The sequence below is a fragment of the Pseudoalteromonas sp. ATL1 genome, assembly GCF_058933015.1.
On sequence record NZ_JBZYXL010000003.1, the window covers coordinates 79,382 to 101,859 of the forward strand.

Consider the following 22,478-nt stretch of genomic DNA (forward strand, 5'->3'; position numbering starts at 1 on the left):
CAGTGAAATGTCTAAATGATTGCACCCTAGGCTTTACCGTGGCAAGATACCGCCTTACTTTCAGGTCTGTTGTACATTGTACTTTGATACAACTAACTTGAAGTTAAGAGTCAACACATATTGAATAAACTGAGTCTTGGAGCTTTTATGGGTGATGATAATAAACAAGGATATTCAACGCTGGAAAAACGAAATCGACGTCGCCCTCTTCGTTTAAATAAAGAAGATAATCAAACTAGTGCGTTGAATACTGACGAGGTACAGAGTAGACCTCGCCGTCGCCACTTATCCATTGAACGTAGTGATGTGAATACCGAAGCGCAAACAAATAGACAAACTTCACGACGCAGAACAGCAGGATCTGCAACGCAAAATGAGGTAAGCTCTCAAGTGCCGGCCAAAGACGTGTTTATGCCGCAATACCTAGGTAATGATAACCATATCAATATCGGTAAAGAAGAGTGGCGTTTACTGAAACGAAAACTAAAGCGCCCTGCCCTCGTGTCTTTACTCAACGAACTCGTTGAGAAGAATAACATTGATGTACCCTATCGCATGACCAGTAAGGAACAAGCTTGGGAAGACTTCCAGGCTTTAAAAGCACTTGATGCCAGCAGCTTACTTCATGTTAATTATAACCACGCGCGCATGAGCTATCAGCACCCCATTTCCCTGCTCACTATTGATGTCGACAATACGGGTAGCAGAGCGACCGATCCGTACTTTCAAGATATTCGTTTCACATGTAAAGGCAGTCGCGTTGGCTCTGCGACAGATAGTTGGAATGACACCGAATCTAGACGCGCTGTGTTCAACCACATTTTAGATCAAGATACGCCCTTTATTGATAGGCATGTTATCCGCAAAGCTCTAGGCACAAGGCGCTATATTGCAGCGCAGTATAGGCCAGCAGTCGCCAAAGCTATTTTTCACTACTTTAAGCCTAAGTCAGTAATTGATATGAGCTTGGGCTGGGGAGACCGACTACTAGGATTTGAAGCAAGTCCCTACCCTAAGCGCTTTGTGGGCATTGACCCAGATAATCGTGTTATTCAAGCTGGTAATCTTATGCACAAGCAATTGAAGCAAAGAAGCAAAAAGGTAGAGCTATATAATGCGCAAGCAGAATCATTTAAGTACGAAGTACTTGAAGAAAAAGCCGATTTACTTTACTTCTGCCCTCCTCCGTTTCACGACGAAAGGTATACAGATGACGACACGCAAGCGTATAAAAGGTACAAAACTGAAAATGCATTTGTTGATCACTTCTTAGTTAAAGCCGTCGTTAATGCCTGGCATATGCTCGAAGAAGGCGGTGTGCTGGTCTTCGATATGGGTGATTTGAGAGGCTCTAAACGTAGTGATCCCATTCGCTTTGTGGATAGTGCGATAAGTGCGATAGTCCAGAAATGCCAATTCGCTCGTTATATCGGAACCATAGGTGCAAGGATCAATGACCGAACTGTAGACGACCAATTAGGCGCTAGAATTGACCCTATTTGGATTATCAGCAAAGGAACACCGTCTGTTACTGAGCAAGCATTGTTTGGTCGGTTCACATCAAAAGATTCAGATTAATTCAGCGCGCTTGTCGCGCTGACACAACTTGTATTCTTCCCCTAACTTGACCTCTATCAGACCTTATCATAGTTAAAGCATATAGCAGTTCGCTTCATTAAAAACGTCTAGTTTGGCACAACGAAATGTTTAAGTTTTTTGTCACGGAATGGCCAAACCACGCACTCTCCAAATAGAGCACTAAGTCAGGCGACTAGGGATGCACGTCAGTTCTTGTATTTAAAACTATAAATAAAAGAAAGCGTACCATTGGTACGGAGTTATTTTCAAAGGTGGAATTTTGGGAAAAATATATTGCTTGATATTAACTACGTAGAAGTGGCACTACAGCGTTAGTCAGCACATCAGTATTCTTTGGTACAAAAACAAAACCCGACGCATTGAACGCCGGGTATCACATACTATCTTACAAACTCGTTTCAGACTTCTCAGCGCGAAACTTCGCAAAGAACTATAAGGGATATCCGGCTTATTGTCGAACTTTTTAAATAAATTTAACCAAACCGGTTTGCTCGAATTGATAACTGATAGGCAAAAATATAATGTAAAAATCAACCGTACCAATGGTACACCTATTTTCATAAGTAGATAATGATGACCATGTGTAAAACATCACTTAGCAAGTTATATGTTGTCGCGGTGTATTTAGAAAAGTCATAAAGTGACTCATGCATTTTATAAATAAAATCGCGCACCATACCAATGGTACGCTTTTTTTACACAGATAAATGATGGTCATGTGTAAAGCATCACTTAGCAAGTTATATGTTGTCGCGGTGTATTTGGAAAAGTCATAAAGTGACTCATGCATTCTATAAATAAAATCGCGCACCGTACCAATGGTACGCAGCGTTTTAGAACAGATACCTTGATACTACTCAACGTACTTAGCAGTAATAAATGACTTATTCAAAGAGTAACTCGATAACTCAGTAAAAAAGAGATGCACTGCCTACCCAGTTAACCAAAAAGTTTCTCGATAGAGTAGGGGAGTGAATGTTCCTATTTTGGTTTATTGATATACTTTGGCTGCTATTTGGCTTTTATTTTAAGGCAGAATATGAAATATCAATATTATATGTTGCTAATGATATTGCTCATTAGTTTCAAATCAAGCGCATTAGAATATCTAACATCCGATTACCATGCCAGTAATGTATGCGACGTTATCGATAACGGTCCTTCTGTAAATCAGCCCGAAAAGTTCATGGCAGCATATAACGTCACTAGCACGGGTTCAGGGCTACGCCTAAAGCTAAGAAATGCCTAGTTCTATGAGCTATCAAATGTTGATGGTCAGATGTATCCAGCAATTAAAGTATCATGTAAAGCCCTATTCGGGATCTAGGATACGAAGCATTAACGCGTATTCAAGCAAATCTCTACTTTTTTGACCGTCGATATGGACATCAAAAAGACACCTGTTTAGTTTCTCTTACCGATAGCTTTGCTTTAAAAAACACCTCTAATGTACATCAGCTTCTGAGCCAGGCCGTTTATACAAAAGCACCTTATCATTTTGTATCTTATGAAGAAGTCTGGAAGACTTGGAAGTTTCCTGTTTCTTCCTATTACATAGATATGGAAACAAAATATAGAGGTAGAAAATATGATGTACTAGAATTCCTATGTACTTTGCCTGTCACGGGAGATTTTGAGGATAGGTTCAGTGCGGTGGTTGAAGGTATTCAAGTCAAGTATATTAAGTGATCAAGGAAGACAAAAATGAGCTATATAATTGTTATACTACTTTTACTCACGTCTATGTCATCTAGCGCATTTACAACAAGTTACCAAGATCCATCAAACTTTTACCAATGCTTTGTGTGAGAAGATAACGTTAAAGATGAACGGATGCCACTGTTAGAAGGTAGCTACTTAGGTTTAAGAGGGTTACCCCATGATGGTAAATTTCGTTAATACGGAGCAAATAAAATTAAGTTGTTAACGCTCAGTAACTGAACGTACTTAATAGATTAAGCTTCACAATAGGGGGGTTGTAATTAGGTGATAAAACCGTGAATGAACCAGATCAGCTATTGTGCAACAGTTACTGTCCTTTATATTCAATAGCCGATTCAGGTTGAGTACGTCCTGTAGCTTGAACCATTTTGTTAAGCTTATTGTTTTGCAACTGAGCAGCATTAAACTCTTCATGTGGGTAGAAGGTGATCTCATAATCAATAATTTCACCATCTTTACGAATCGCTGTCTTAGTAAATTTTTGCAGTACTTTCGAGTCTACAAGTTTGTTGCACGCAGAATTGACGTCTCGACCACAGTTATTCAGTTGGGCACGAGAGATCACTTCACTGGCAGGCAGTTTTCCGTAGTCATTTAAAAGTTTTCTAACCCTCAAAGAATAGGTCTTTCCAGCAGCCGCGTAGGTAAATCGCATCATCAGCCGCATATGAATGTAACGAGATAAGCCTTTTTGCATCTCAACTTGTGCAAATTGATAAGGGCGGTAGCGCATTGCCTCTATTGCGGCATTAAGCAATGGATGAAATGTCACATAACATTTGTCATCCCTGTGACCCGTTGCTTTTCCAGAAATATATTTTTGCGGAAAAACAGCAGAGCTGAATTCCTGAACGTCTTGACCATCACCAGACAAACTTCTGATCTGTAGCGCGCTTTTACTCATCACTTCAATGGCTTCTTTAATGTCGTCAGGATGAGCACTTTTACCTATTTTCTCTAGCTCTTTTTGTATTCTATGTACCGAAAAATAACAACCATAAACCGGACGGTTATTATCTCTTTGGTATCGGCCATTCGCTTGCAGCAGGCCACCGTCTGATGCTATTCGCATGATCGCAGCTTCGACTTTTTCTTCTCGATCACCAGGCCAAATAAACACTTCTTCAGTTTCACCGTCTTTGCCTTTGCGTTCGATTGTCGCCGGTGACATTTGAATTTCGTAATCAATGTTATCATGGGTGGTTTCAAACTTTACAACTGCTGTGTCGACCTCTGAAAACCTAGCCCAGTTCTTTTTTTTACGAAGAAAACGAGGAATACACGCCAAAAACTCTACCGCATTCGCGTAATCGATTTCAGTACGCTGGTTAACCATACCAAATAGGGCTGTTTTTGCAGATTCAGCTTTGATAAAATCATCTCGAGTGATCTCTTCACTTGACATTATCATGATCCTCTTTTGAATAACTTCGAACAAGCGTGTAGTGATATTGACTGAGTTTGCCGCAAAAAATACATATTCGCAAGCAATAGGCATAACCTCTGATCTATTTGATAAAAACAAAATAAGTCATTGATATTTATGTACTTTTGCTTCTTGTGTTTTTTACAGGAATCATCATTTGGATAAAAATAATCAAATAGATCAGTGGTCCAGCCTAAAAATAATCACTGTGATCAGAGGTAGGCACCACTTTATATTGTGTGAAGTTTTGCTGTTCGACAGGGATAAAAATTAATTACCACTTAATAATCATCAACTTATGGTTTTTTGATGCATATTTTTACTGACTGTTGAGCAAGATAATTTCAGTTTGACCACTGATTTTTGTGATTATCTTGATTTCACTGATTACCTATCAGTCTACCAACCTCTGATTTCAGTGATTATTTGCCATTATATGGTCTGTAAAGCTCTTTGGACCACTGATTTTATTGATTACATTGATTCTTATGATCACTAGAATTATAGAAAACCACTGATTCTAGTGATTATGTTGATTTTATTGATCGTTTAAATCAAACAGTACCCCTGATTTTTATGATTGCAATGATTTAAGCGATCAATGAAATCTATGATTTAAAGCTGAAAGTTGATTTTTCCGATCACTCAAATCATGCTAGACCTCTGATCTGAGTGATTAATCCCTAGGCTGAGTCGTTTTTGTCGAGTCTTGACCACTGATTTTGATGATTTTCCTCTTAATGTCTCTCAAGTTATGTGACTCCACCACTGATATAAATGATTAAGATGTTACACTACAAACCACTTATTCTATTGATTAAAAATTACAATCCTTTGTTTACTATAAACTTTTAGATTACGGTAGAACTTACTTTTCCTGCTTATCCACTCATTTTAATGATTAGTTTTAATTCAACTGAGCATCTTTGTTCAAAGCAGAGGTAAAGCAAACAGGTACAGTTGTGTAAGCTCATATTGTTTTGTAAAAACAAATTAGAATTTTTAAACTTTGATTGGTTAATATAGATCAAAGATCTTTATATCTACTTAGATCTATAGGTTAGATCAGGTTAACTAAGGTTAGGACTCTACGCAAAGCTTGTTTTAAAAGGGATCCCTTGAAAATCTTAATCATTCAGATCAGAGGATCGGATCCTTTAAAATCAGTGGTCGCTAATCATTAAAATCAATGGTGTTGTTTTTTCTGGAATTCTGTTTCCACAAATTTTCCACAGAATTTGATATTTTATTCACAGAAAATTTTAGATATTTCAAATAGATCAGTGGTAAATATCCACAGAGACAACTGGTTTTGAGCCATTTCACCACTGATTTATTTGATAAATCAGTGGTTGGTAATCACATAGATTAGTGGTCAATAGCGGCTTATCCACAAGCTGATACAGCCTGCTTTTCATTTGTTTGGCGCTTTTAAGTGATTACTGATCGAGTGTTCTTTGTAAATGGCAATGCATATCACTTGGTACATCGATGTTGTTATAGTGCTTTACTTCCCATTCACCGAGCTGCTCCATCGCAATGTTATGTCGATATGCTTGCAGCCTCGCGCTAACGAGATCTTTGCCTTGCTGCTTAAACACGGAACAACCATAATCGTCTAATGACACGAAATGACGTTTGTTTGGCTGGTTCACGATCGTATCTATTTCGTGCATTATTAATAAGGTATGTTGCATAAACCCGAGCAATTGCTCGGCGCAGTGAGAAAAGACGGTTTCTGGATCAGACTGAGGGATTGCACTGATTTGGCTAACAAATGCATCTAGGGCGCTGAAGTAGACTCGTTGCCATAGCACATATTGTGCACTGGTTTTTACTTTCCATTCGTCAAATAGCGCATTTTTAAGCTGCTCAGTGGCAAGTATGATCTGATGTTTGACCGTGACATCACATTGATCCACTTGGCTAAGCGTAGATTCTAAATCGAGTAACCAGGTGAACCACTTATCATATAAGGACATTAAAAGTTCTTGGCTTTCAATATGAAAAGGGGGGTCGTAGCTGACCATTTCATTCAATGAGAAGGTTTGGTTTGATTTAAATGTTTCAATCCACTTAGATGAATTCATTCTAAATGCGAGCTTTTTATGATGTGTACTTGGTGCAACATGCATTGTCTTTTCCCTTGATAGAATGCAGCCCACAGGTGTGGGCTAAGTTTAATTTAATGGTTTGTTGTAACGAGCCGCTGATGCGGCGACGAGGAGTGCCGAAATATTTCTCAACTCTGCCTGGATCGTGGCCAATTGATGGCTACTACTTTGGGTTTTATCAACGAGATTATCGAGCCAGTCTCGCACTTCTTTTTGCGTCTCGTTATGTTGGTTAACGGTGGCCGAAGAGAGTTGCTCTAAGGCGTCGGGGTGTGACTTGATGAATGATCTAACATCGTCATGGAACTTGAGTTGATCAGCGTCAAGATCCTTCATCAATTCAACAACATGCTCAAGCCGCTTAGAGGTTTCTCTGTGCTCTTTGGTCAATTCGTTGAATGTGCTGGTTTGTTCAATCCAAGCGGGGAGTGCTCGTTCGAGTTGTTTAAACAATGGAGACATTTTGTATCGATATAAGAAAAACAAGCCGATGATAAGCGCAGATGAGAGAAACACATCCGCCATCACGCGAATTGAACCGTCTTGCTCCACAACAAGTGCCCAGTTAAAAAGAGCTTTGATAATACTCTCCATGATACTTCCTTCTTGAGTAGGTGTGCTAGCGAACACGCTAGCACGGTATTTAAGCTAACTCTTGTCTATCGAATACCAGGGTAAGAGACAGATCCGCCAAAGTTGCGTCCGTATATGCGGGTGTGAGTAAGCTTACTCTATCACCAGGGACCAGCTTGGTTCTGGCAAGACTCGACATACTGGTAGTGCCATTGGGGTCGACCGTAAACGTGCCTTTTGCAACGTCATTAATGAGTATTTTGATAGGGTAGGGGGCGGCCGGAGGGGTATCTGCAAAGCCTATAAATCCGCCCCAATTATTCCTGATGTAGAGTTCTCGAGGCACCACAAACGTCAATAATTTGGTTGATAGATCGGGTGCGCCCTGTACGAAAAAAGTCACATCGTATGTTTCTGAATTAAGCTCTTGTAATTTACCCGCTTCATCCAAGGGGAGAAATTTACTTTTAGCAATTTCTTCCACAACAAAAACAATCTCTCGGAAATCTTCTCCAGCTTGAGCACTGGCGCGAAAATATCTAAATTTTGCAATGCCTTGAGGGGCCGTCAGTTCGACAGGCTCAGATTCTGGTGCGGATTCTGACTCAGGTACCGTTAAGCTGCCCTCGAAAATGTCATGCCAAGTGTGATCGTCGTTACTACCTTGTACAAGGTAGTTTACCGATGTATTGGCCGTAGATTTGAAACGAACACTTCTGAGATAGGCTAAACCGGTCGCATCGTAACTGCCGTTAGGGGAGTGGACGGTAGAAATCGCTCCAGCTTCAATGTGGTACATTTCTTCCTTACGCACAGAGCCATTGAACAGCACGGTTAAGTTACGATAAATGGTTTCTAGTTGACGCAGATCGCCCTTGTCACCTAATAATAATAAGGTTTCTTGGTTTTCTGCTTGTGCGGCATAGGATGGATCTGAGGTGTCCAGTTCAACCACGGCACCCTGTCGGGTCACAACATAGCGTTTATTGGCTTTTAAGTACTGGCGTCCACCGCCTTTACGGACCACAAATAGGTCATCGATATTACTCATCTGGGTATTCTCCTTAAGCTATGAATTCAACCGCATTAAGCAGTTACAACCTCAATTTCATCATCGACTGATAAATCGATGTTTAGCGTGATACTTTCTGTGCCATTGATGGTGTACTCGTTCTTACGCAATAATTTTCGGTTTAAGTAAACGGTAAGGAACTTGGGTTTGAGCGTGAGCGGCTCACCATCAACCTTAAATGTGTACTCTTTGAGAGATGTAGACATCACGTATTCAATGTCTGAGTGTTGCATATTCATTTCGGATGCAATGGTAACTACCGGCTCAAAACCGTCTGCCGTTTTTCGTTCTACAACAGTGGCGTCGCCAGAAGTGTTAAACCAAATATCATTGATCCCCGCATCTGCATCTGGTGGTGGCTCATCGCCGCCAAAAACCAACGTTTTATGCATTGTCTCGCCAGTTGCGGTTTTACCCGAACGCAAGTTTGCAACTTCCACATGGGTAAAGTCATCGGATGGATGGGGGCCAACGCCAGATAGATCAGGTAAATCAGCAATATCAGCCATTTTGACACTTTGCAGCGCGCTATTGATTTTATTGATCAACTCATCAGTTAAATCATGGGTTGAAAGACCTTTGCCTGGCTCGTTATCAACTTTACTTTGCACTGACGGCGTTTGCGCTACGGCTTGTGCAAAGTCGGCTATGGTTTGCGCCAGTTGTGTGCCTGTATGATTGGCGCGATCTCGGTCTGCTTCGTGATAGTGTAGGTGGGTGCTCTCGCCAAGCGTTAGCTGCTGATGTTGCTGTTCAGTCAGTAAGCGCAGGTCGTCAGTACGCACAATGGCACTCATGTCACCATCGACACCAAGTGTCCATGCATTGAGCGTTTCATCCCACAAAATAGCTGCGCTGGCTGAATTACCGCGGGTGATTTTAACACCGGCGTCTAAGGTTGGTTCGTCAGTGGTGCCGGCTAATAGGGTGATAAACTGCTCGCCAGAGGTCACATTGGTCGAGTTTGTTTCGGTACGTGTACCAGCCACATCTAGATTTTCAGACACCACTAAGTTTTTAACTGTCAGTTTGCCCTCTGAGTTTAAGTTAAAAAATTTGCTGATCACCGTGAGCAGCTGCTCGGTGCCACAGTTAATATTGACATTATCGTCGCCATTACCAAGGCTCGCGTCCTCAGAAAAGCTCACCGGCGCATTGAATATTGTTGTGGCATTGATCTCTGCGCTGTCGGTACTGTTGCTACCCAATACCGTGTTGTTGCTAACATGAAGGTTAGTGAGTTCGCCTTGTTCAACATCAATGCGCGCACCAACAAAAGCGTGGCCATTGATAGCAAGAGGAGCGCCAGTCTCATCCATTAGCTTTAATTGGCCTGTTGGTTCATCATAGCGCATTACGTACTGCTTCTTATCAGAGCCTATGAGTGTAAGTTGTGCGGGGGCAACACCTGCGCTAGTGACTCGAGCTTGAATATCAACTTGGTTAGCGAGTAATTTGCCCTGTTGTGTATTCGGATCGTCGCTTTGAGTGCGTGTATCGACTGAGTTTGTCGATACTGCAGCAGCGTGAACCTGGGAAAATGGTTGCTCCGCGCGTCCTAGCGTTTCTTCACCTGTATTGGGTAATAAGTCTTTATTTACTTTGCTGTGGTCGAAATCTGCAGTCAACATACTGTCCAATGAATCGATGCGCTGCGTGTGATCTGTGAGTGTTGAACCCACATTGGTGCCGTCAATCATCAATCCACTGCTATCTGCAGTTACCTTTCCGTTGGCAACAGAAATAATTTGGTTTACCGTCAGCATTTCGATAATGCCATCTTCCGTTGCCAGTCTGGGTATCGCTAAGTCGCTATGGATGAACACCACTACCTTACCTGACACCGCGTTACTGAAATTTAATTTAAAGCTATTTTCATCGATAGGTGTTGGGTTGGCATGTAAAATATTGCCGCTTTTATCATAAACCATAAACACGTATTCGTTGGTGTTATAGTTATGTGAGACAGTCCATTCGTAATCGGGGGTTTCTTGAAAATGCACATGAGAGCTTTTTTTATTGGTTAATGGAAACCAGGTTTCTGTCACGCCGATTTTTGAATATATGTATAAAATCCCCTCGACGAGTGCAAATTGCCCCGGAAAAGGATTCAGTGGAAAAGAATCAATTTGGTCAAAACTAAGCGCTGACCGACCGAACATTCTCATATTCGTCATCACGCGCAATTCAGAAGTAGACATATCGCCTCCTATTTAATAATTGGGTACTCAGGTTTGGCTGTACTGTGAGATGGGCACGTTTGCTCTGTGTTTGATAGGGTATGGCTCTCGCTTTGTACCCTGTCTACGTCAATGCCACTAAAGCGGCATTTACCATCAAAGTTTGTGGCAACTTGCTGCAATAAACTCAATAACTCATATTGCTCTTGTACAAAGACCACCATATCTTCAGCAGACATCTCATCCGTATTGGCGATGTGCTGTTTGCTTTGTGTGTGCGCTAGTTTTTGCACCAGATGTTTTGGTACGTCGGCTGGCAACTTGCCATGATTTGATTTGATCAAAAACCGCTCTATCTGCCTTTGTAACTGGTTGATCCAGCCAGCACTTTGTACTGTTTTGAGATCTTTCATCGCCATTATCTGTGCCTTAACATCGTTTGTTTGACTTGCATGGCGTTGAGTAAAAGCGTGCTTTGTTGTTGCCTTTGCTTTAATTTGCGGTAATCCAAATGTCCTTCATCAAGGATCAGCCGTTCTATGCGCTCATAAAAGCGGCGTAAAAACGTAATTGCTTGCGTGAGTTCTTTCACTGGCATGCCTTGCTCACTGAGCATGGCTGCTTTTAGCTCTGATAATGCATCGTGCAGTACATACAAGGCATCTTCACGCGTTTTGAGTGCAACAACATTGACGCGGTAAAAACTGAATGAGGTTGACATACTCGGCTCCGTCTTCATATGTTGTACAACATAAAATGGGCCGACAAATGCGTCAGCCCATTAAGTGTGTTAATACAAGGTAGGCCGTAAAAACTTAAGCTGTTGGATCAGCAAGTTTACGAACAGCTTGGACAGACACTTTTACTCTTGCTGCTTCAGTTAGATAAACCTTCACAACTTTGTTTGACTCTTGCTTGACCATGGTAATGTCGTTGTAGAAGCGAGCATCTTCGCCTTCACCACGCTCTACCCAGACCATCACATCGACAAATTCAGCGTTTAAGTTATGTTCGATTATGTGCTCCATCTGTGGGGCTGGTGACAGATAGGAATACACATTATCGTTTACTTGGCTTACGACATTGGTGATGTTTGAGCGCACGCTACCCAGTTCTGCCGCCATTTCTACATCTAACTTAGTGATAGCGCCAAACAGCGACGTTGAATCCTTGATGTACGTGTAGCTATCAACGCTTTGCATGCTGCCGTCTACCGATAGGCCCGCACCTAGCTTGATATTTCTATCACCGTTTTCACGGGCTGCTATTTCAGCGACTAGCTCGGTAGACACCGCTTTTAATGCGCTGTCTAAGAGTAAGCTTGCATTGTGTACACTTGAGGCCGTATTCAAGTAGTTGCTGTCGGTTGGTTGTTTATAACCACCGTCCACATCTAAGCCAGTACCAACTTGCGTTTTATCAAGTTCTAACTGTAGGGCTTGTCTTGCGTTGTTATGTGCTTCAGATTCGCTCGACAGACGTTCATCAACTGCTTTAATTGCATCATCTAACGCTTTATCAGCCGTTTTTAAGCTGGTTACAGCTGTTAGGTAGTTCGTTTCAGAGTCAGCAACATAACGACCATCATCCTCAAGGCCTGCACCTACTTGCGTTGCGTTTAGCTCATTGGCAATCGCATTCACTCTGACTTGGAACGCCTCTGAAACCTTTAGACCGGCACTACTTTTTTCAAGTGTATCGCCATCTATTTTGATCTGTAATTTGGCCGCCGTTGCATCAGACTCTGTGCTGCCATCTTCAGTTGTAAACAGGCCATCACCAAAATCAATACCAATTTCATCAGTTGGTGATTCTTTAACACCGGCACCAAAATTCAAAAATAGCGTGTTGCCGTCTTTTTGAATACCCGCACCCGCAGTAAGCTGACCTGCGCCAGAAAACTGCACGAAAGTCAGTTCAGTGGTTTCTAAATCAATGGGGTTTGGGGTACCAAGTACAAATCCGGCATTGGCATAGGTAGCACCTTCTTCAACAAAGGTGTGCATCCCGTTGGTAACTTCGCCATCTGGTGTACCATCCGCATCGAGAGCACGTTCAAATACAGCTTTTGCTTCGTTTGTATCTGCCGCACCTTCAGAAATAGTGACCACATAAATACCATTTAAAATGGCACTTTGTGGCTCAGTACCGTCTGAACTTGCGGTATTTTTTACTAGTACACGGTCGCCTGAAACGAGTGTCACACCATCAATTTGATAGCTTTTATCACCATTATCTTGGATGTCACCTGCAAGGTTCGCGATTGGTGCTGTTGTTGCAACGCGCACTGACTCGCGTACATCAAGGCCTGCACGCATACCATCGATGTATTTTAAGTTAACTAGGTGATCAGGTTGTGTCGGTACATGTGCACTACTGATTGGGTTGTTACCCATATCAAGTGCACCTGTCATTACACCGCCTGCAATGTCTAGTTTTAATGCATCGGCTTGCTCTGCAGCAATTTTGTTGCTTTGCACTGTGTCAGATAATGACTTGATTGCACTATCTAATAGCTCGTCCGCAGTTGCCAAAGAAGGCACTTTTGAGGCGTTGGTAAAATCTTCCGATTTTAAGTAATTAGAACCAGACGGAGCCGTGTAATCGCCGAACTCACCTAAACCTGCCGCTTTTTGCGTTTTGTCCAATTCATCTTGGATGGCTTCAGAGCTGACTTTACTTGCAGCTTTGTTTTTGTCGATTTGATCGACCATCGCATCTAGGGCTGCTTTCAATGTGGTCGGTGCAATACTAAATTCGCCTAGATCACCCGCTTTACCTTCATAGCCAACTTTATTGGCACCTAGGCCTGCATTTTGAGCAGCCAAATCAGCTAATGCTTGCTTGTCTTCATCAACGGCATCGATGATAGCGCCGATAATGTTATCTAGCGTACTTGCCTGTGCTGAAAACTGCGCATTGCTGCCTTGCTTGCCTTCGTAGCCGACTTTAGAGGCACCTGACTTTCCCGCTTCTTGAGATGCGAGTGCCGCTAAGAAGTCTGTAAATTCTTGCGTGGTTTGAAAAGCGATTGTTGTCAGTGCACCGCCTTCGTCTGTGATCGATGCTTTAAATTGCTTTTCAGCTGAGTTATACCATACGCGGCCTTCAGAAGCGCCTTGCGGATCCAAAGCCAGTGATTCAATAACTAGGTTTTCAAATGTTGCGCTATTTGCTAGCGTGATACCGTGAAAAATAGGGTAGTTAGCCATACTTTGACTGTCCTCTTACGTCGAATTATGAATAAAACACAACGTCAATGAAGCCGGTTAGGGCTTCGGTGAGACTCACCACAAAACTCATGTCGTCAATGATTTCGTGATGTGCGAACATGCGCACACCTTGACTGTTAAAAATTTCAATTGAGAAATCTCTGGTATTTCTCTCATGTTGTACAATCCACTGCGTTGACTGCTGAGCAAATTCAAACCTCAGCCTTTTCGGCAGTGATACTTGAGTCAGTATTTGTGCCATGCGGTCTTCGACCAGCTGTGGCACTGTTTCAGTTAGTTTTAGCGTGACTAGGTTTGGTATAAAGGTCGACTTTAATGTGTCGACTTCTGCATCTACAACGGTACGAACTGTGTAGTTTACCAAGTCAGGCACCGCTTCTTGGAGCGCGGCTTGCACTTCACTGAGTGCATATTCAGGTACTGTGCGCTCGATAAACGGTGACACCGTTGTATTGATATATTGTTGTACAATGCTTTGTGCGAGCGCTTCTACATTGTTTTTAAAGTATGTGGCAATACTGCCAGCATCTTTTAGACCTTCATCGATCTTGAATTCAACTAAACTGGGTAATCCAGACGTTATCGTGCCAAAGGCCTTATCAACTTCACTGTCAACGAGTGGTGGAAGTTGATTAGATATTTCTAATTGTACAACAGTAGAGAGAATATCGGGTAGTTGTTTGTCTACTTCATGCGCTATTTTTGGTAAGACTGTTTGATCAATCGTCGTATCGATCTGTGCAGCAGTCTTTGCGGCGACGATAGGCCACAAAACATCTTCATTAAGACGCGCATTGATCAGATCAGGTACGGTGATAGTGTCGACTGCCGCTGCGATTTCTTTGATTTGCGCTTCAGTCCAGTTGTTACCGAGTTCAATGCTGTCAATTGCTTGCGCTATTTCAGCGCGATATGCTTGGCTGATAGTCTGGGCCATGGCTGACAAACTGTCAGCAACGGTATTGTCGCCAAGCGCCCCTAATTTAGCATTGAGTTTTGTATCAACAATATCTGGTACGGTGATATTGTCGACAGCAGCCGCTATTTCTTGGATCTGCGCTTCGGTCCAGCTGTTACCTAGTTCAATTGCATCAATCGCTTGGGAGATTTCTGCCTTGTATGCTGCGGTGACACTGGCTTGCAAGGTATTCAAATCATCGGCGAGGGCGGCTTTTGCCAGTGGCGCAATTTTCAAATTCAGTTGCGTATCAACGATATCCGGCACGGTGAGGCTATCAACTGCGGCGGCGATGTTCTGAATTTGCGCTTCGGTCCAATTGTTACTTGGCTCAATGCCTTCGATGGCTTGGGCTATTTCAGCGCGGTATGTTTGTGTGATGGACTGTGTCATGGCCGACAAGCTGTCCGCCACGGTGCTTTCGCTGAGCGTGCCCAGTTTTATGTTGAGTTTAGTATCAACAATGTCAGGGACTGTAATGTTATCTACGCCAGCCGCGATGGCCTGAATTTGCGCTTCGGTCCAAGCATTGCCTTGATCAATACCCGCAATAGCCTGCGCAATGGCTGCGGTATAAGCAGCAGTCACGGACGTCTCTAAGGCATCGAGATCGTCGGCGAGGGCGGCTTTGGCAAGCGGAGCGACTTTTGAATTGAGCCGCGCATCAACGATATCCGGCACGGTGATATTGTCGACAGCAGCCGCTATTTCTTGGATCTGTGCTTCGGTCCAACTGTTACCCGGCTCAATACCCTCAATGGCTTGGGCTATTTCTAATTTGTACGCCTCTGTGACGCTGGCTTGCAAGGCGCTTAAGTCGTCGGCGAGGGCGGCTTTGGCCATCGGTGCCACTTTTAAGTTGAGCTGCGTATCAACAATATCTGGGACGGTGAGGTTGTCGACCGCTGCCGCTATTTCTTGGATCTGTGCTTCGGTCCAATTGTTACCCAGCTCAATACCTTCTATGGCCTGCGTAATGGCCGCGGTATAGGCAGTAGTTACGGACGTCTCTAGCGCATTGAGATCATCGGCAAGGGCGGCTTTGGCAAGCGGAGCGACTTTTAAGTTGAGCTGCGTATCAACGATATCCGGCACGGTGAGGGTATCGACAGCTGCGGCAATATTCTGAATTTGCGCTTCGGTCCAACTGTTGCCTGGCTCGATACCTTCGATGGCTTGGGCGATTTCTAATTTATACGCCTCTGTGACGTTGGCTTGCAAAGCGCTTAAGTCGTCGGCGAGGGCGGCTTTGGCTATCGGCGCCACTTTTAAGTTGAGCTGCGTATCGACAATATCCGGCACGGTGAGGGTATCAACCGCAGCGGCAATATTCTGAATTTGCGCTTCGGTCCAACTGTTACTCGGCTCGATGCCTTCGATTGCCTGTGCAATGGCAGCGCTATAGGCGGCCGTCACGGACGCCTCTAACGCATCGAGATCGTCGGCAAGGGCGGCTTTAGCCAGTGGTGCGACTTTAGTGTTGAGCTGCGTATCAACAATATCCGGGACGGTGAGGGTATCGACCGCCGCGGCAATTTCTTGGATCTGTGCTTCGGTCCAGTTAGTACCTTGATCAATGCCTGCAATGGCTTGAGTGATAGCTGCCGTGTAGTCTTGCGTGATGGATTGTGCCATGACGTATAGACTTTCAGCAACGGTCTCTTTGGCCAGAGGCCCCAGTTTTGCGTTGAGTTTAGTATCAACAATATCCGGCACGGTGAGGTTATCGACCGCGGCGGCAATTTCTTGGATCTGCGCTTCGGTCCAACCGCCACTTTGGTCAATACCTTCGATGGCTTGGGCGATTTCTGTTTTATAGGCTTCGGTAACGCTGGCTTGCAAGGCGCTTAAGTCGTCGGCGAGGGCGGCTTTAGCCAGTGGTGCGACTTTAGTGTTGAGCTGCGTATCGACAATATCCGGCACGGTGAGGGTATCGACAGCTGCGGCAATATTCTGAATTTGCGCTTCGGTCCAACTGTTGCCCGGCTCGATACCTTCGATGGCTTGGGCGATTTCTAATTTATACGCCTCTGTGACGTTGGCTTGCAAAGCGCTTAAGTCGTCGGCGAGGGCGGCTTTGGCCATTGGCGCAACTTTTAAGCTGAGCTGCGTATCGACGATATCCGGCACGGTGAGGGTATCAACCGCGGCGGCAATGTTCTGAATTTGCGCTTCGGTCCAATTATTACCTAGCTCAATACCTTCTATGGCCTGCGTAATGGCCGCGGTATAGGCAGTAGTTACGGACGTCTCTAACGCATCGAGATCGTCGGCAAGGGCGGCTTTGGCTATCGGCGCCACTTTTAAGTTCAGTTGCGCATCGACAATATCGGGGACGGTGAGGTTATCAACTGCAGCGGCGATTTCTTGGATTTTCGCCTCGGTCCAGTTGGTACCTTGATCAATGCCTGCAATGGCTTGAGTGATAGCTGCCGTGTAGTCTTGCGTGATGGATTGAGCCATGACGTATAGACTTTCAGCAACGGTCTCTTTGGCCAGAGGCCCCAGCTTTGCGTTGAGTTTAGTATCAACGATATCCGGCACGGTGATATTGTCGACCGCTGCCGCTATTTCTTGGATCTGTGCTTCGGTCCAATTGTTTCCCGGCTCAATGCCTTCGATGGCTTGAGCGATCTCCGTTTTATACGCCTCTGTGACGCTGGCTTGTAAAGCGCTCAAATCGTCGGCGAGGGCGGCTTTGGCTATCGGCGCCACTTTTAAGTTGAGCTGCGTATCAACAATATCTGGGACGGTGAGGTTATCAACCGCGGCGGCAATGTTCTGAATTTGCGCTTCAGTCCAGCTATTGCCCGGCTCAATGCCTTCGATGGCTTGAGCGATCTCCGTTTTATACGCCTCTGTGACGCTGGCTTGTAAGGCACTCAAATCGTCGGCGACGGCGGCTTTGGCTATCGGCGTCACTTTTAAGTTGAGCTGCGTATCAACAATATCTGGGACGGTGAGGTTATCAACCGCGGCGGCAATGTTCTGAATTTGCGCTTCAGTCCAGCTATTGCCCGGCTCAATGCCTTCGATGGCTTGAGCTATCTCCGTTTTATACGCCTCTGTGACGCTGGCTTGTAAGGCACTCAAATCGTCGGCGACGGCGGCTTTGGCAAGCGGAGCGACTTTTGAGTTGAGCTGCGTATCAACGATATCTGGGACGGTGAGGTTATCAACCGCGGCGGCAATGTTCTGAATTTGCGCTTCAGTCCAGCTATTGCCCGGCTCAATGCCTTCGATGGCTTGGGCGATGTCTGTTTTATACGCTTCAGTCACAGAGGCTTGTAAGGCACTCAAATCGTCGGCGACGGCGGCTTTGGCTATCGGCGCCACTTTTATGTTCAGTTGCGTATCAACAATATCTGGGACGGTGAGGTTATCGACCGCTGCGGCAATTTCTTGGATCTGCGCTTCGGTCCAACCGCCACTTTGGTCAATACCTTCGATGGCTTGGGCGATGTCTGTTTTATACGCTTCAGTCACTGAAGCTTGCAAGGCGCTCAAGTCATCGGCGACGGCGGCTTTGGCGATCGGCGCCACTTTTAAGTTGAGTTGCGTATCAACAATATCCGGTACGGTGAGGTTATCGACCGCGGCGGCAATGTTCTGAATTTGTGACTCGGTCCAGCTGTTGCCCAGCTCAATACCTTCGATGGCTTGAGCGACCTCCGTTTTATACGCCTCTGTGATGCTGGCTTGCAAAGCGCTCAAGTCATCGGCGACGGCGGCTTTGGCTATCGGCGCCACTTTTAAGTTGAGCTGCGTATCAACAATATCCGGTACGGTGAGGTTATCGACCGCGGCGGCAATGTTCTGAATTTGTGACTCGGTCCAACTGTTGCCCGGCTCAATGCCTTCGATGGCTTGGGCGATGTCCGTTTTATACGCCTCTGTGACGCTGGCTTGCAAAGCGCTCAAGTCATCGGCGACGGCGGCTTTGGCTATCGGCGCCACTTTTAAGTTGAGTTGCGTATCAACAATATCTGGGACGGTGAGGTTATCGACCGCGGCGGCAATGTTCTGAATTTGTGACTCGGTCCAACTGTTGCCCTGGTCAATGCCTTCGATAGCTTGGGCGATGTCCGTTTTATACGCTTCGGTAACGCTGGCTTGCAAAGCGCTCAAGTCATCGGCGACGGCGGCTTTGGCCATCGGCGCCACTTTTAAGTTGAGTTGCGTATCAACAATATCTGGGACGGTGAGGTTGTCTACTGCAGCAGCGATTTCTTGGATCTGTGCTTCGGTCCAACTATTGCCCTGGTCAATGCTCTCGATGGCTTGGGCGATCGCCGTTGTATAATCCGTGGTGATTGATTGCTTGAACGTCGCTAAATCATTTTCAATTGCTGCAGCCACAACTGGCGCAACCTGCTCATTTAGCGCAGCACTGACTTGTTGTTTAACTCTTGGGAATACATATTCATCAGAAAAGCCAGCTAATTTGTCACCAAGCGTGATGTCTATAAAATACTCAACCGTGTCTGGTAGGATTTGATTCAGTCTTGTTTCAACAACTTGCTCTGCCGTGTATTCTAGGCTTAGGTTTATTAAGCGAAAGTTCTCGTCTATGTAGCTTTTTACGTCGCCAACAAGCGCGGGGGTTTTAAGGCGCTCAGGGTTTGGGAAATTGGCTAAGTTGTCTATAGAAGATAGCGATAACGCATTGTGAATAACGGGACTTTGTGCAAATTGAGTAGGGGTGAGACCTGAAAATGTGACCTTTCCTTTGTATTCAATATTTGCAGTCGGGCTTAGTATCTCGTTAAAAAAATTATTGACGTACTGTTTAACGCTATACGCGTTGACAGCGTATTTGGCATTTTCGAGTGCACCTAAATCAACATCAAGGTTGAAAATAACGGTGTTGTGATAGGTTTGGGTTCCAAAATATTCCTGATCTTGCTCAGTAAGCTGCTTTGTTGCTGACTCGATTAATGCAGCTCGTTCCTCTTGCAAAATTTGAGAACTTAGATTCCCGTAATCTAGCGTGGTCATCTCGCAAACTCTCACTCAACTTTGCGCCTTATTGACGCATGCTCATAAACAAAGGTGGCAAACTAAACTTGCCACCTTTCCAACGCCTACTTAATTAACCTCGAGGGCTTGTAGGGTAGAGCTTACGTAGTTCACAAAGCTCAAGGTCATGTCGATAACAGCAAGAGTTGCTGTATTCGATTTCCCAATCGGTCAGTGTTTTTTCTGTTGCAAAGAAAAAACGACGATTTTCAAATTTTTCTAGGCTACAACCTTGCATTTTCATGAACGCAGCTAGCCCTAAACGGTGTGTTGAGATCACCATATCAAACTCCTAATTAATCATTTTCGCTATTTGTCTCACTCACAGCTAGCATTCGCGTCTACCATCACCATGGGCTGTAGTCTCTAGCGTGCACTTTTTGGATGCTCGCGTTATACCACTGCTCTGACATCTGGCGGTGGTTTGAACGCCTTCAAATCTCATCGATACAGAATGTAGATACCGTAGATCGGACGCTCTGTATCTGCGGGGTCTTTGCTTTGAGGCATCGATAGTTTTGCTCGTAATGAGCTTGCACCATTGGGTATGTCAATCGGTGTGTCTTGAGCGATGGCATACCAGTTGTCAGTGTTATCAAGAGACACTTTTACAATTTGATCTTCATACGATGGGATGGTTGTAATCAAAAGTTGATGGGCTTTTCCATCTGGTTGGCTGTCACTGGTTATGTTTACACTATTGGTGACCAGTTCAGCGTTACTTTGACTAATATGCATTACCGCATCGTATGGTCCTATTGTACAATTAAGGCTTTCTTGCTTGTTGACTTCATTACCTTCTTTAAAGGTGATCAGGTTTAAATAAGGTAAACCTGACGTCAGTGACAAGTGAGTTGAATAACTGACGACGACATAAGGTCGTTGTAACAGCTCTCTTTTTCTCAATGATTTCTCTAAAAATTCTTTATCAACCAGAGGTTTACTATTGAATTTTAATGTCCCATATTGGTCTGTACGAAAACTGTCTAACACATCTAGGTTGCTATGACGGTGATCGCGACTGCCCGTTTTGACGGGAACTGTTATCGTCTTTCTATGTATGGTCATCTTTAAATGATATCCAACTTACAAGTCTCATTCTCTACTATTGTACAATTTTAGCTAATTCTGAGGCGATAGTCACTGCTGAAAAATACCTAGAATTGCATATTTATGACGATATGAGGGCATTTGCACTGTCCCCCAATACATTACTAATTATGTACAATAACATATCCGTTAAAAGCACGTTTCATTGACGCACCTGCACTGGGGTTATATATAAACCTCAGTGTAATATGTTCACCGCCTTTGGTGAAAATAACACCCTTGTTAAACGCTTCCCAATTTGTGCCGCCATCCAAACTATATTCGATGTTTAGCCCTTCGGTGTCGGGTAGCATTGCAATATGAACCGCGTTACCGTTTGCTGCGTCGAGCAAATTATGGGTCACAGTGGTCAGAACTGGCGCGCTGCGTCCACCCGCTGACATATCGACTTTGTACGGTGTGTGATCAATACCTGAAGAGGCATCAATATTGATCCCTTCAGTAGTTTGAAAATCGTCAATGATGGCATAAGCGAGATCGTACTTTTGCGCAGCAAAGCTTGCATACGCTCTGAGTAACATGGCGTTGGTGTTGCCATTACCACTTGGAATAATGCGATTGAGCGAATCAGGATCACCAATTTTACCCGTTGTTTGTGGCGTTGACGCGGCGACTTTTTTAACTGCAGGATGACGTTCTCGAGCTGCTAGTTTTGCGTATAAAGCTTCTAATTCTGAGAGTATGGGGTACTTTATACTGACACCCGCTTTGAGTTGCATGGGGCTAACGAGACTGTTGTAGGTCATTAGCATCCACCAATACTCAGTATGGCCATATAATCGGTATGAGATGAGTGGCGGATTACCCTCATCTTCAACGATTAAGTAAGTACCGGCCATCGGTAGCTTTTTGATGGCTGCAAACATATATGAATCTAATACATCATACACGCCACCTAGCTTTCCAGAGTGCTCTGTACGGTGTTTAAATGGCATGAACTTTTCAGCTGAGTAACGGCGCTCTGTTTCTCTTTGTATATCAATATAAAACATGCGTTATTCCTCTAAAACTAACCAGCCAAAGTCAACCGTGATCTGTATTGGATCATCGCTGGGGTTGGCAATGTGCCAATAGAGTTTGTTATTTGGAAATTCGTCTTTGTTAATGAGTGTCGGGTATCGGTTATTACCCCAGACGGTGCCTAAGGTATCCCACACAGCACCCTCATAACTTAAATAGTTTGGATAAGCCAAAAACTCAAAAGGGTTTGGATCAGAAAAGTCTTTTTTGCCAAATATCCTGATCAAGCAGGGCGCACTGACCTTGAGCTTAGTCAGCGTGATTGATTGACCCATTTTTACGCTTAGGCTTTCAAACTGTTTTGGCGCAATGACTCCCGAGGTGAGTATATCTTCACGACGATACGCGGCACCGCCGCCGCCACCGCCCTTGAGGATTTTAAAGTCGTTCAATAATGCCATGACAGGCCTCTGTGTTTAACGTTGTGGCTTCTAGTCAAAAAAGGGCGGCTC

General features: G+C 44.3%; 15 protein-coding genes. 2 read left to right on the forward strand and 13 right to left on the reverse strand.

Annotation, left to right across the window (positions count from 1 at the left end; translation table 11 throughout):
• Nucleotides 1–147: 147 nt before the first annotated feature.
• Entirely contained in the window at nucleotides 148–1,578 is a 1,431-nt protein-coding gene (locus AC5FX4_RS23480; RefSeq protein WP_493608858.1) for a hypothetical protein, read from the forward strand.
• A 1,060-nt stretch (nucleotides 1,579–2,638) separates the two neighbouring features.
• Nucleotides 2,639–2,848, forward strand: coding sequence for a hypothetical protein (locus AC5FX4_RS23485; protein WP_493608859.1), 210 nt, complete (start codon nucleotides 2,639–2,641; stop codon nucleotides 2,846–2,848).
• Nucleotides 2,849–3,628: 780 nt separating this feature from the next.
• On the opposite strand, the gene AC5FX4_RS23490 is transcribed toward AC5FX4_RS23485, so the two are convergent.
• From AC5FX4_RS23490 to AC5FX4_RS23550, 13 genes are all read right to left on the reverse strand, one after another.
• Nucleotides 3,629–4,732 carry a hypothetical protein gene (locus AC5FX4_RS23490; protein WP_493608860.1) on the reverse strand — a complete coding sequence of 368 codons (1,104 nt, stop codon included), beginning with the start codon at nucleotides 4,730–4,732 and terminating at the stop codon, nucleotides 3,629–3,631.
• A gap of 1,454 nt (nucleotides 4,733–6,186) precedes the next feature.
• Nucleotides 6,187–6,882, reverse strand: coding sequence for a hypothetical protein (locus tag AC5FX4_RS23495; protein ID WP_493608861.1), 696 nt, complete (start codon nucleotides 6,880–6,882; stop codon nucleotides 6,187–6,189).
• A 45-nt stretch (nucleotides 6,883–6,927) separates the two neighbouring features.
• Nucleotides 6,928–7,455: a hypothetical protein gene (locus tag AC5FX4_RS23500; protein ID WP_493608862.1), complete on the reverse strand. Its 528-nt coding sequence runs from the start codon at nucleotides 7,453–7,455 to the stop codon at nucleotides 6,928–6,930.
• A gap of 49 nt (nucleotides 7,456–7,504) precedes the next feature.
• Nucleotides 7,505–8,485: a hypothetical protein gene (locus AC5FX4_RS23505; protein WP_493608863.1), complete on the reverse strand. Its 981-nt coding sequence runs from the start codon at nucleotides 8,483–8,485 to the stop codon at nucleotides 7,505–7,507.
• Between the two features lie 35 nt (nucleotides 8,486–8,520).
• Nucleotides 8,521–10,707: a hypothetical protein gene (locus AC5FX4_RS23510; RefSeq protein ID WP_493608864.1), complete on the reverse strand. Its 2,187-nt coding sequence runs from the start codon at nucleotides 10,705–10,707 to the stop codon at nucleotides 8,521–8,523.
• 8 nt (nucleotides 10,708–10,715) lie between these two features.
• Complete coding sequence (locus AC5FX4_RS23515) at nucleotides 10,716–11,105, reverse strand: hypothetical protein (RefSeq protein WP_493608865.1); 390 nt, start codon at nucleotides 11,103–11,105, stop codon at nucleotides 10,716–10,718.
• Complete coding sequence (locus AC5FX4_RS23520; protein WP_493608866.1) at nucleotides 11,105–11,407, reverse strand: hypothetical protein; 303 nt, start codon at nucleotides 11,405–11,407, stop codon at nucleotides 11,105–11,107. Before AC5FX4_RS23520 ends, AC5FX4_RS23515 begins: the two co-directional genes overlap by 1 nt.
• Before the next feature lie 94 nt (nucleotides 11,408–11,501).
• On the reverse strand, nucleotides 11,502–13,898 hold the full coding sequence (locus tag AC5FX4_RS23525) for a hypothetical protein (protein WP_493608867.1): 2,397 nt from the start codon (nucleotides 13,896–13,898) through the stop codon (nucleotides 11,502–11,504).
• A 25-nt stretch (nucleotides 13,899–13,923) separates the two neighbouring features.
• Complete coding sequence (locus AC5FX4_RS23530) at nucleotides 13,924–19,875, reverse strand: hypothetical protein (RefSeq protein WP_493608868.1); 5,952 nt, start codon at nucleotides 19,873–19,875, stop codon at nucleotides 13,924–13,926.
• 94 nt (nucleotides 19,876–19,969) lie between these two features.
• Nucleotides 19,970–20,179 carry a hypothetical protein gene (locus tag AC5FX4_RS23535; protein ID WP_125251867.1) on the reverse strand — a complete coding sequence of 70 codons (210 nt, stop codon included), beginning with the start codon at nucleotides 20,177–20,179 and terminating at the stop codon, nucleotides 19,970–19,972.
• A 158-nt stretch (nucleotides 20,180–20,337) separates the two neighbouring features.
• Nucleotides 20,338–20,964 carry a hypothetical protein gene (locus AC5FX4_RS23540; protein WP_493608869.1) on the reverse strand — a complete coding sequence of 209 codons (627 nt, stop codon included), beginning with the start codon at nucleotides 20,962–20,964 and terminating at the stop codon, nucleotides 20,338–20,340.
• A 146-nt stretch (nucleotides 20,965–21,110) separates the two neighbouring features.
• Nucleotides 21,111–21,998, reverse strand: coding sequence for a hypothetical protein (locus AC5FX4_RS23545; RefSeq protein ID WP_493608870.1), 888 nt, complete (start codon nucleotides 21,996–21,998; stop codon nucleotides 21,111–21,113).
• A 3-nt stretch (nucleotides 21,999–22,001) separates the two neighbouring features.
• The gene (locus AC5FX4_RS23550; protein ID WP_493608871.1) at nucleotides 22,002–22,427 is read right to left on the reverse strand and encodes a hypothetical protein; all 426 of its coding nucleotides are present in this window, start codon (nucleotides 22,425–22,427) and stop codon (nucleotides 22,002–22,004) included.
• Nucleotides 22,428–22,478 lie beyond the last annotated feature (51 nt).

Bases quoted from the DNA above. Each gene is read 5' to 3' on its own strand.
- AC5FX4_RS23550 (WP_493608871.1), bottom strand. From the start codon at position 22,427: ATGGCATTATTGAACGACTTTAAAATCCTCAAGGGCGGTGGCGGCGGC.
- AC5FX4_RS23540 (WP_493608869.1), bottom strand. From the start codon at position 20,964: ATGACCATACATAGAAAGACGATAACAGTTCCCGTCAAAACGGGCAGT.
- AC5FX4_RS23520 (WP_493608866.1), bottom strand. From the start codon at position 11,407: ATGTCAACCTCATTCAGTTTTTACCGCGTCAATGTTGTTGCACTCAAA.
- AC5FX4_RS23525 (WP_493608867.1), bottom strand. From the start codon at position 13,898: ATGGCTAACTACCCTATTTTTCACGGTATCACGCTAGCAAATAGCGCA.
- AC5FX4_RS23485 (WP_493608859.1), top strand. From the start codon at position 2,639: ATGAAATATCAATATTATATGTTGCTAATGATATTGCTCATTAGTTTC.
- AC5FX4_RS23500 (WP_493608862.1), bottom strand. From the start codon at position 7,455: ATGGAGAGTATTATCAAAGCTCTTTTTAACTGGGCACTTGTTGTGGAG.
- AC5FX4_RS23495 (WP_493608861.1), bottom strand. From the start codon at position 6,882: ATGCATGTTGCACCAAGTACACATCATAAAAAGCTCGCATTTAGAATG.
- AC5FX4_RS23515 (WP_493608865.1), bottom strand. From the start codon at position 11,105: ATGGCGATGAAAGATCTCAAAACAGTACAAAGTGCTGGCTGGATCAAC.
- AC5FX4_RS23510 (WP_493608864.1), bottom strand. From the start codon at position 10,707: ATGTCTACTTCTGAATTGCGCGTGATGACGAATATGAGAATGTTCGGT.
- AC5FX4_RS23545 (WP_493608870.1), bottom strand. From the start codon at position 21,998: ATGTTTTATATTGATATACAAAGAGAAACAGAGCGCCGTTACTCAGCT.
- AC5FX4_RS23505 (WP_493608863.1), bottom strand. From the start codon at position 8,485: ATGAGTAATATCGATGACCTATTTGTGGTCCGTAAAGGCGGTGGACGC.
- AC5FX4_RS23490 (WP_493608860.1), bottom strand. From the start codon at position 4,732: ATGATAATGTCAAGTGAAGAGATCACTCGAGATGATTTTATCAAAGCT.
- AC5FX4_RS23535 (WP_125251867.1), bottom strand. From the start codon at position 20,179: ATGGTGATCTCAACACACCGTTTAGGGCTAGCTGCGTTCATGAAAATG.
- AC5FX4_RS23480 (WP_493608858.1), top strand. From the start codon at position 148: ATGGGTGATGATAATAAACAAGGATATTCAACGCTGGAAAAACGAAAT.
- AC5FX4_RS23530 (WP_493608868.1), bottom strand. From the start codon at position 19,875: ATGACCACGCTAGATTACGGGAATCTAAGTTCTCAAATTTTGCAAGAG.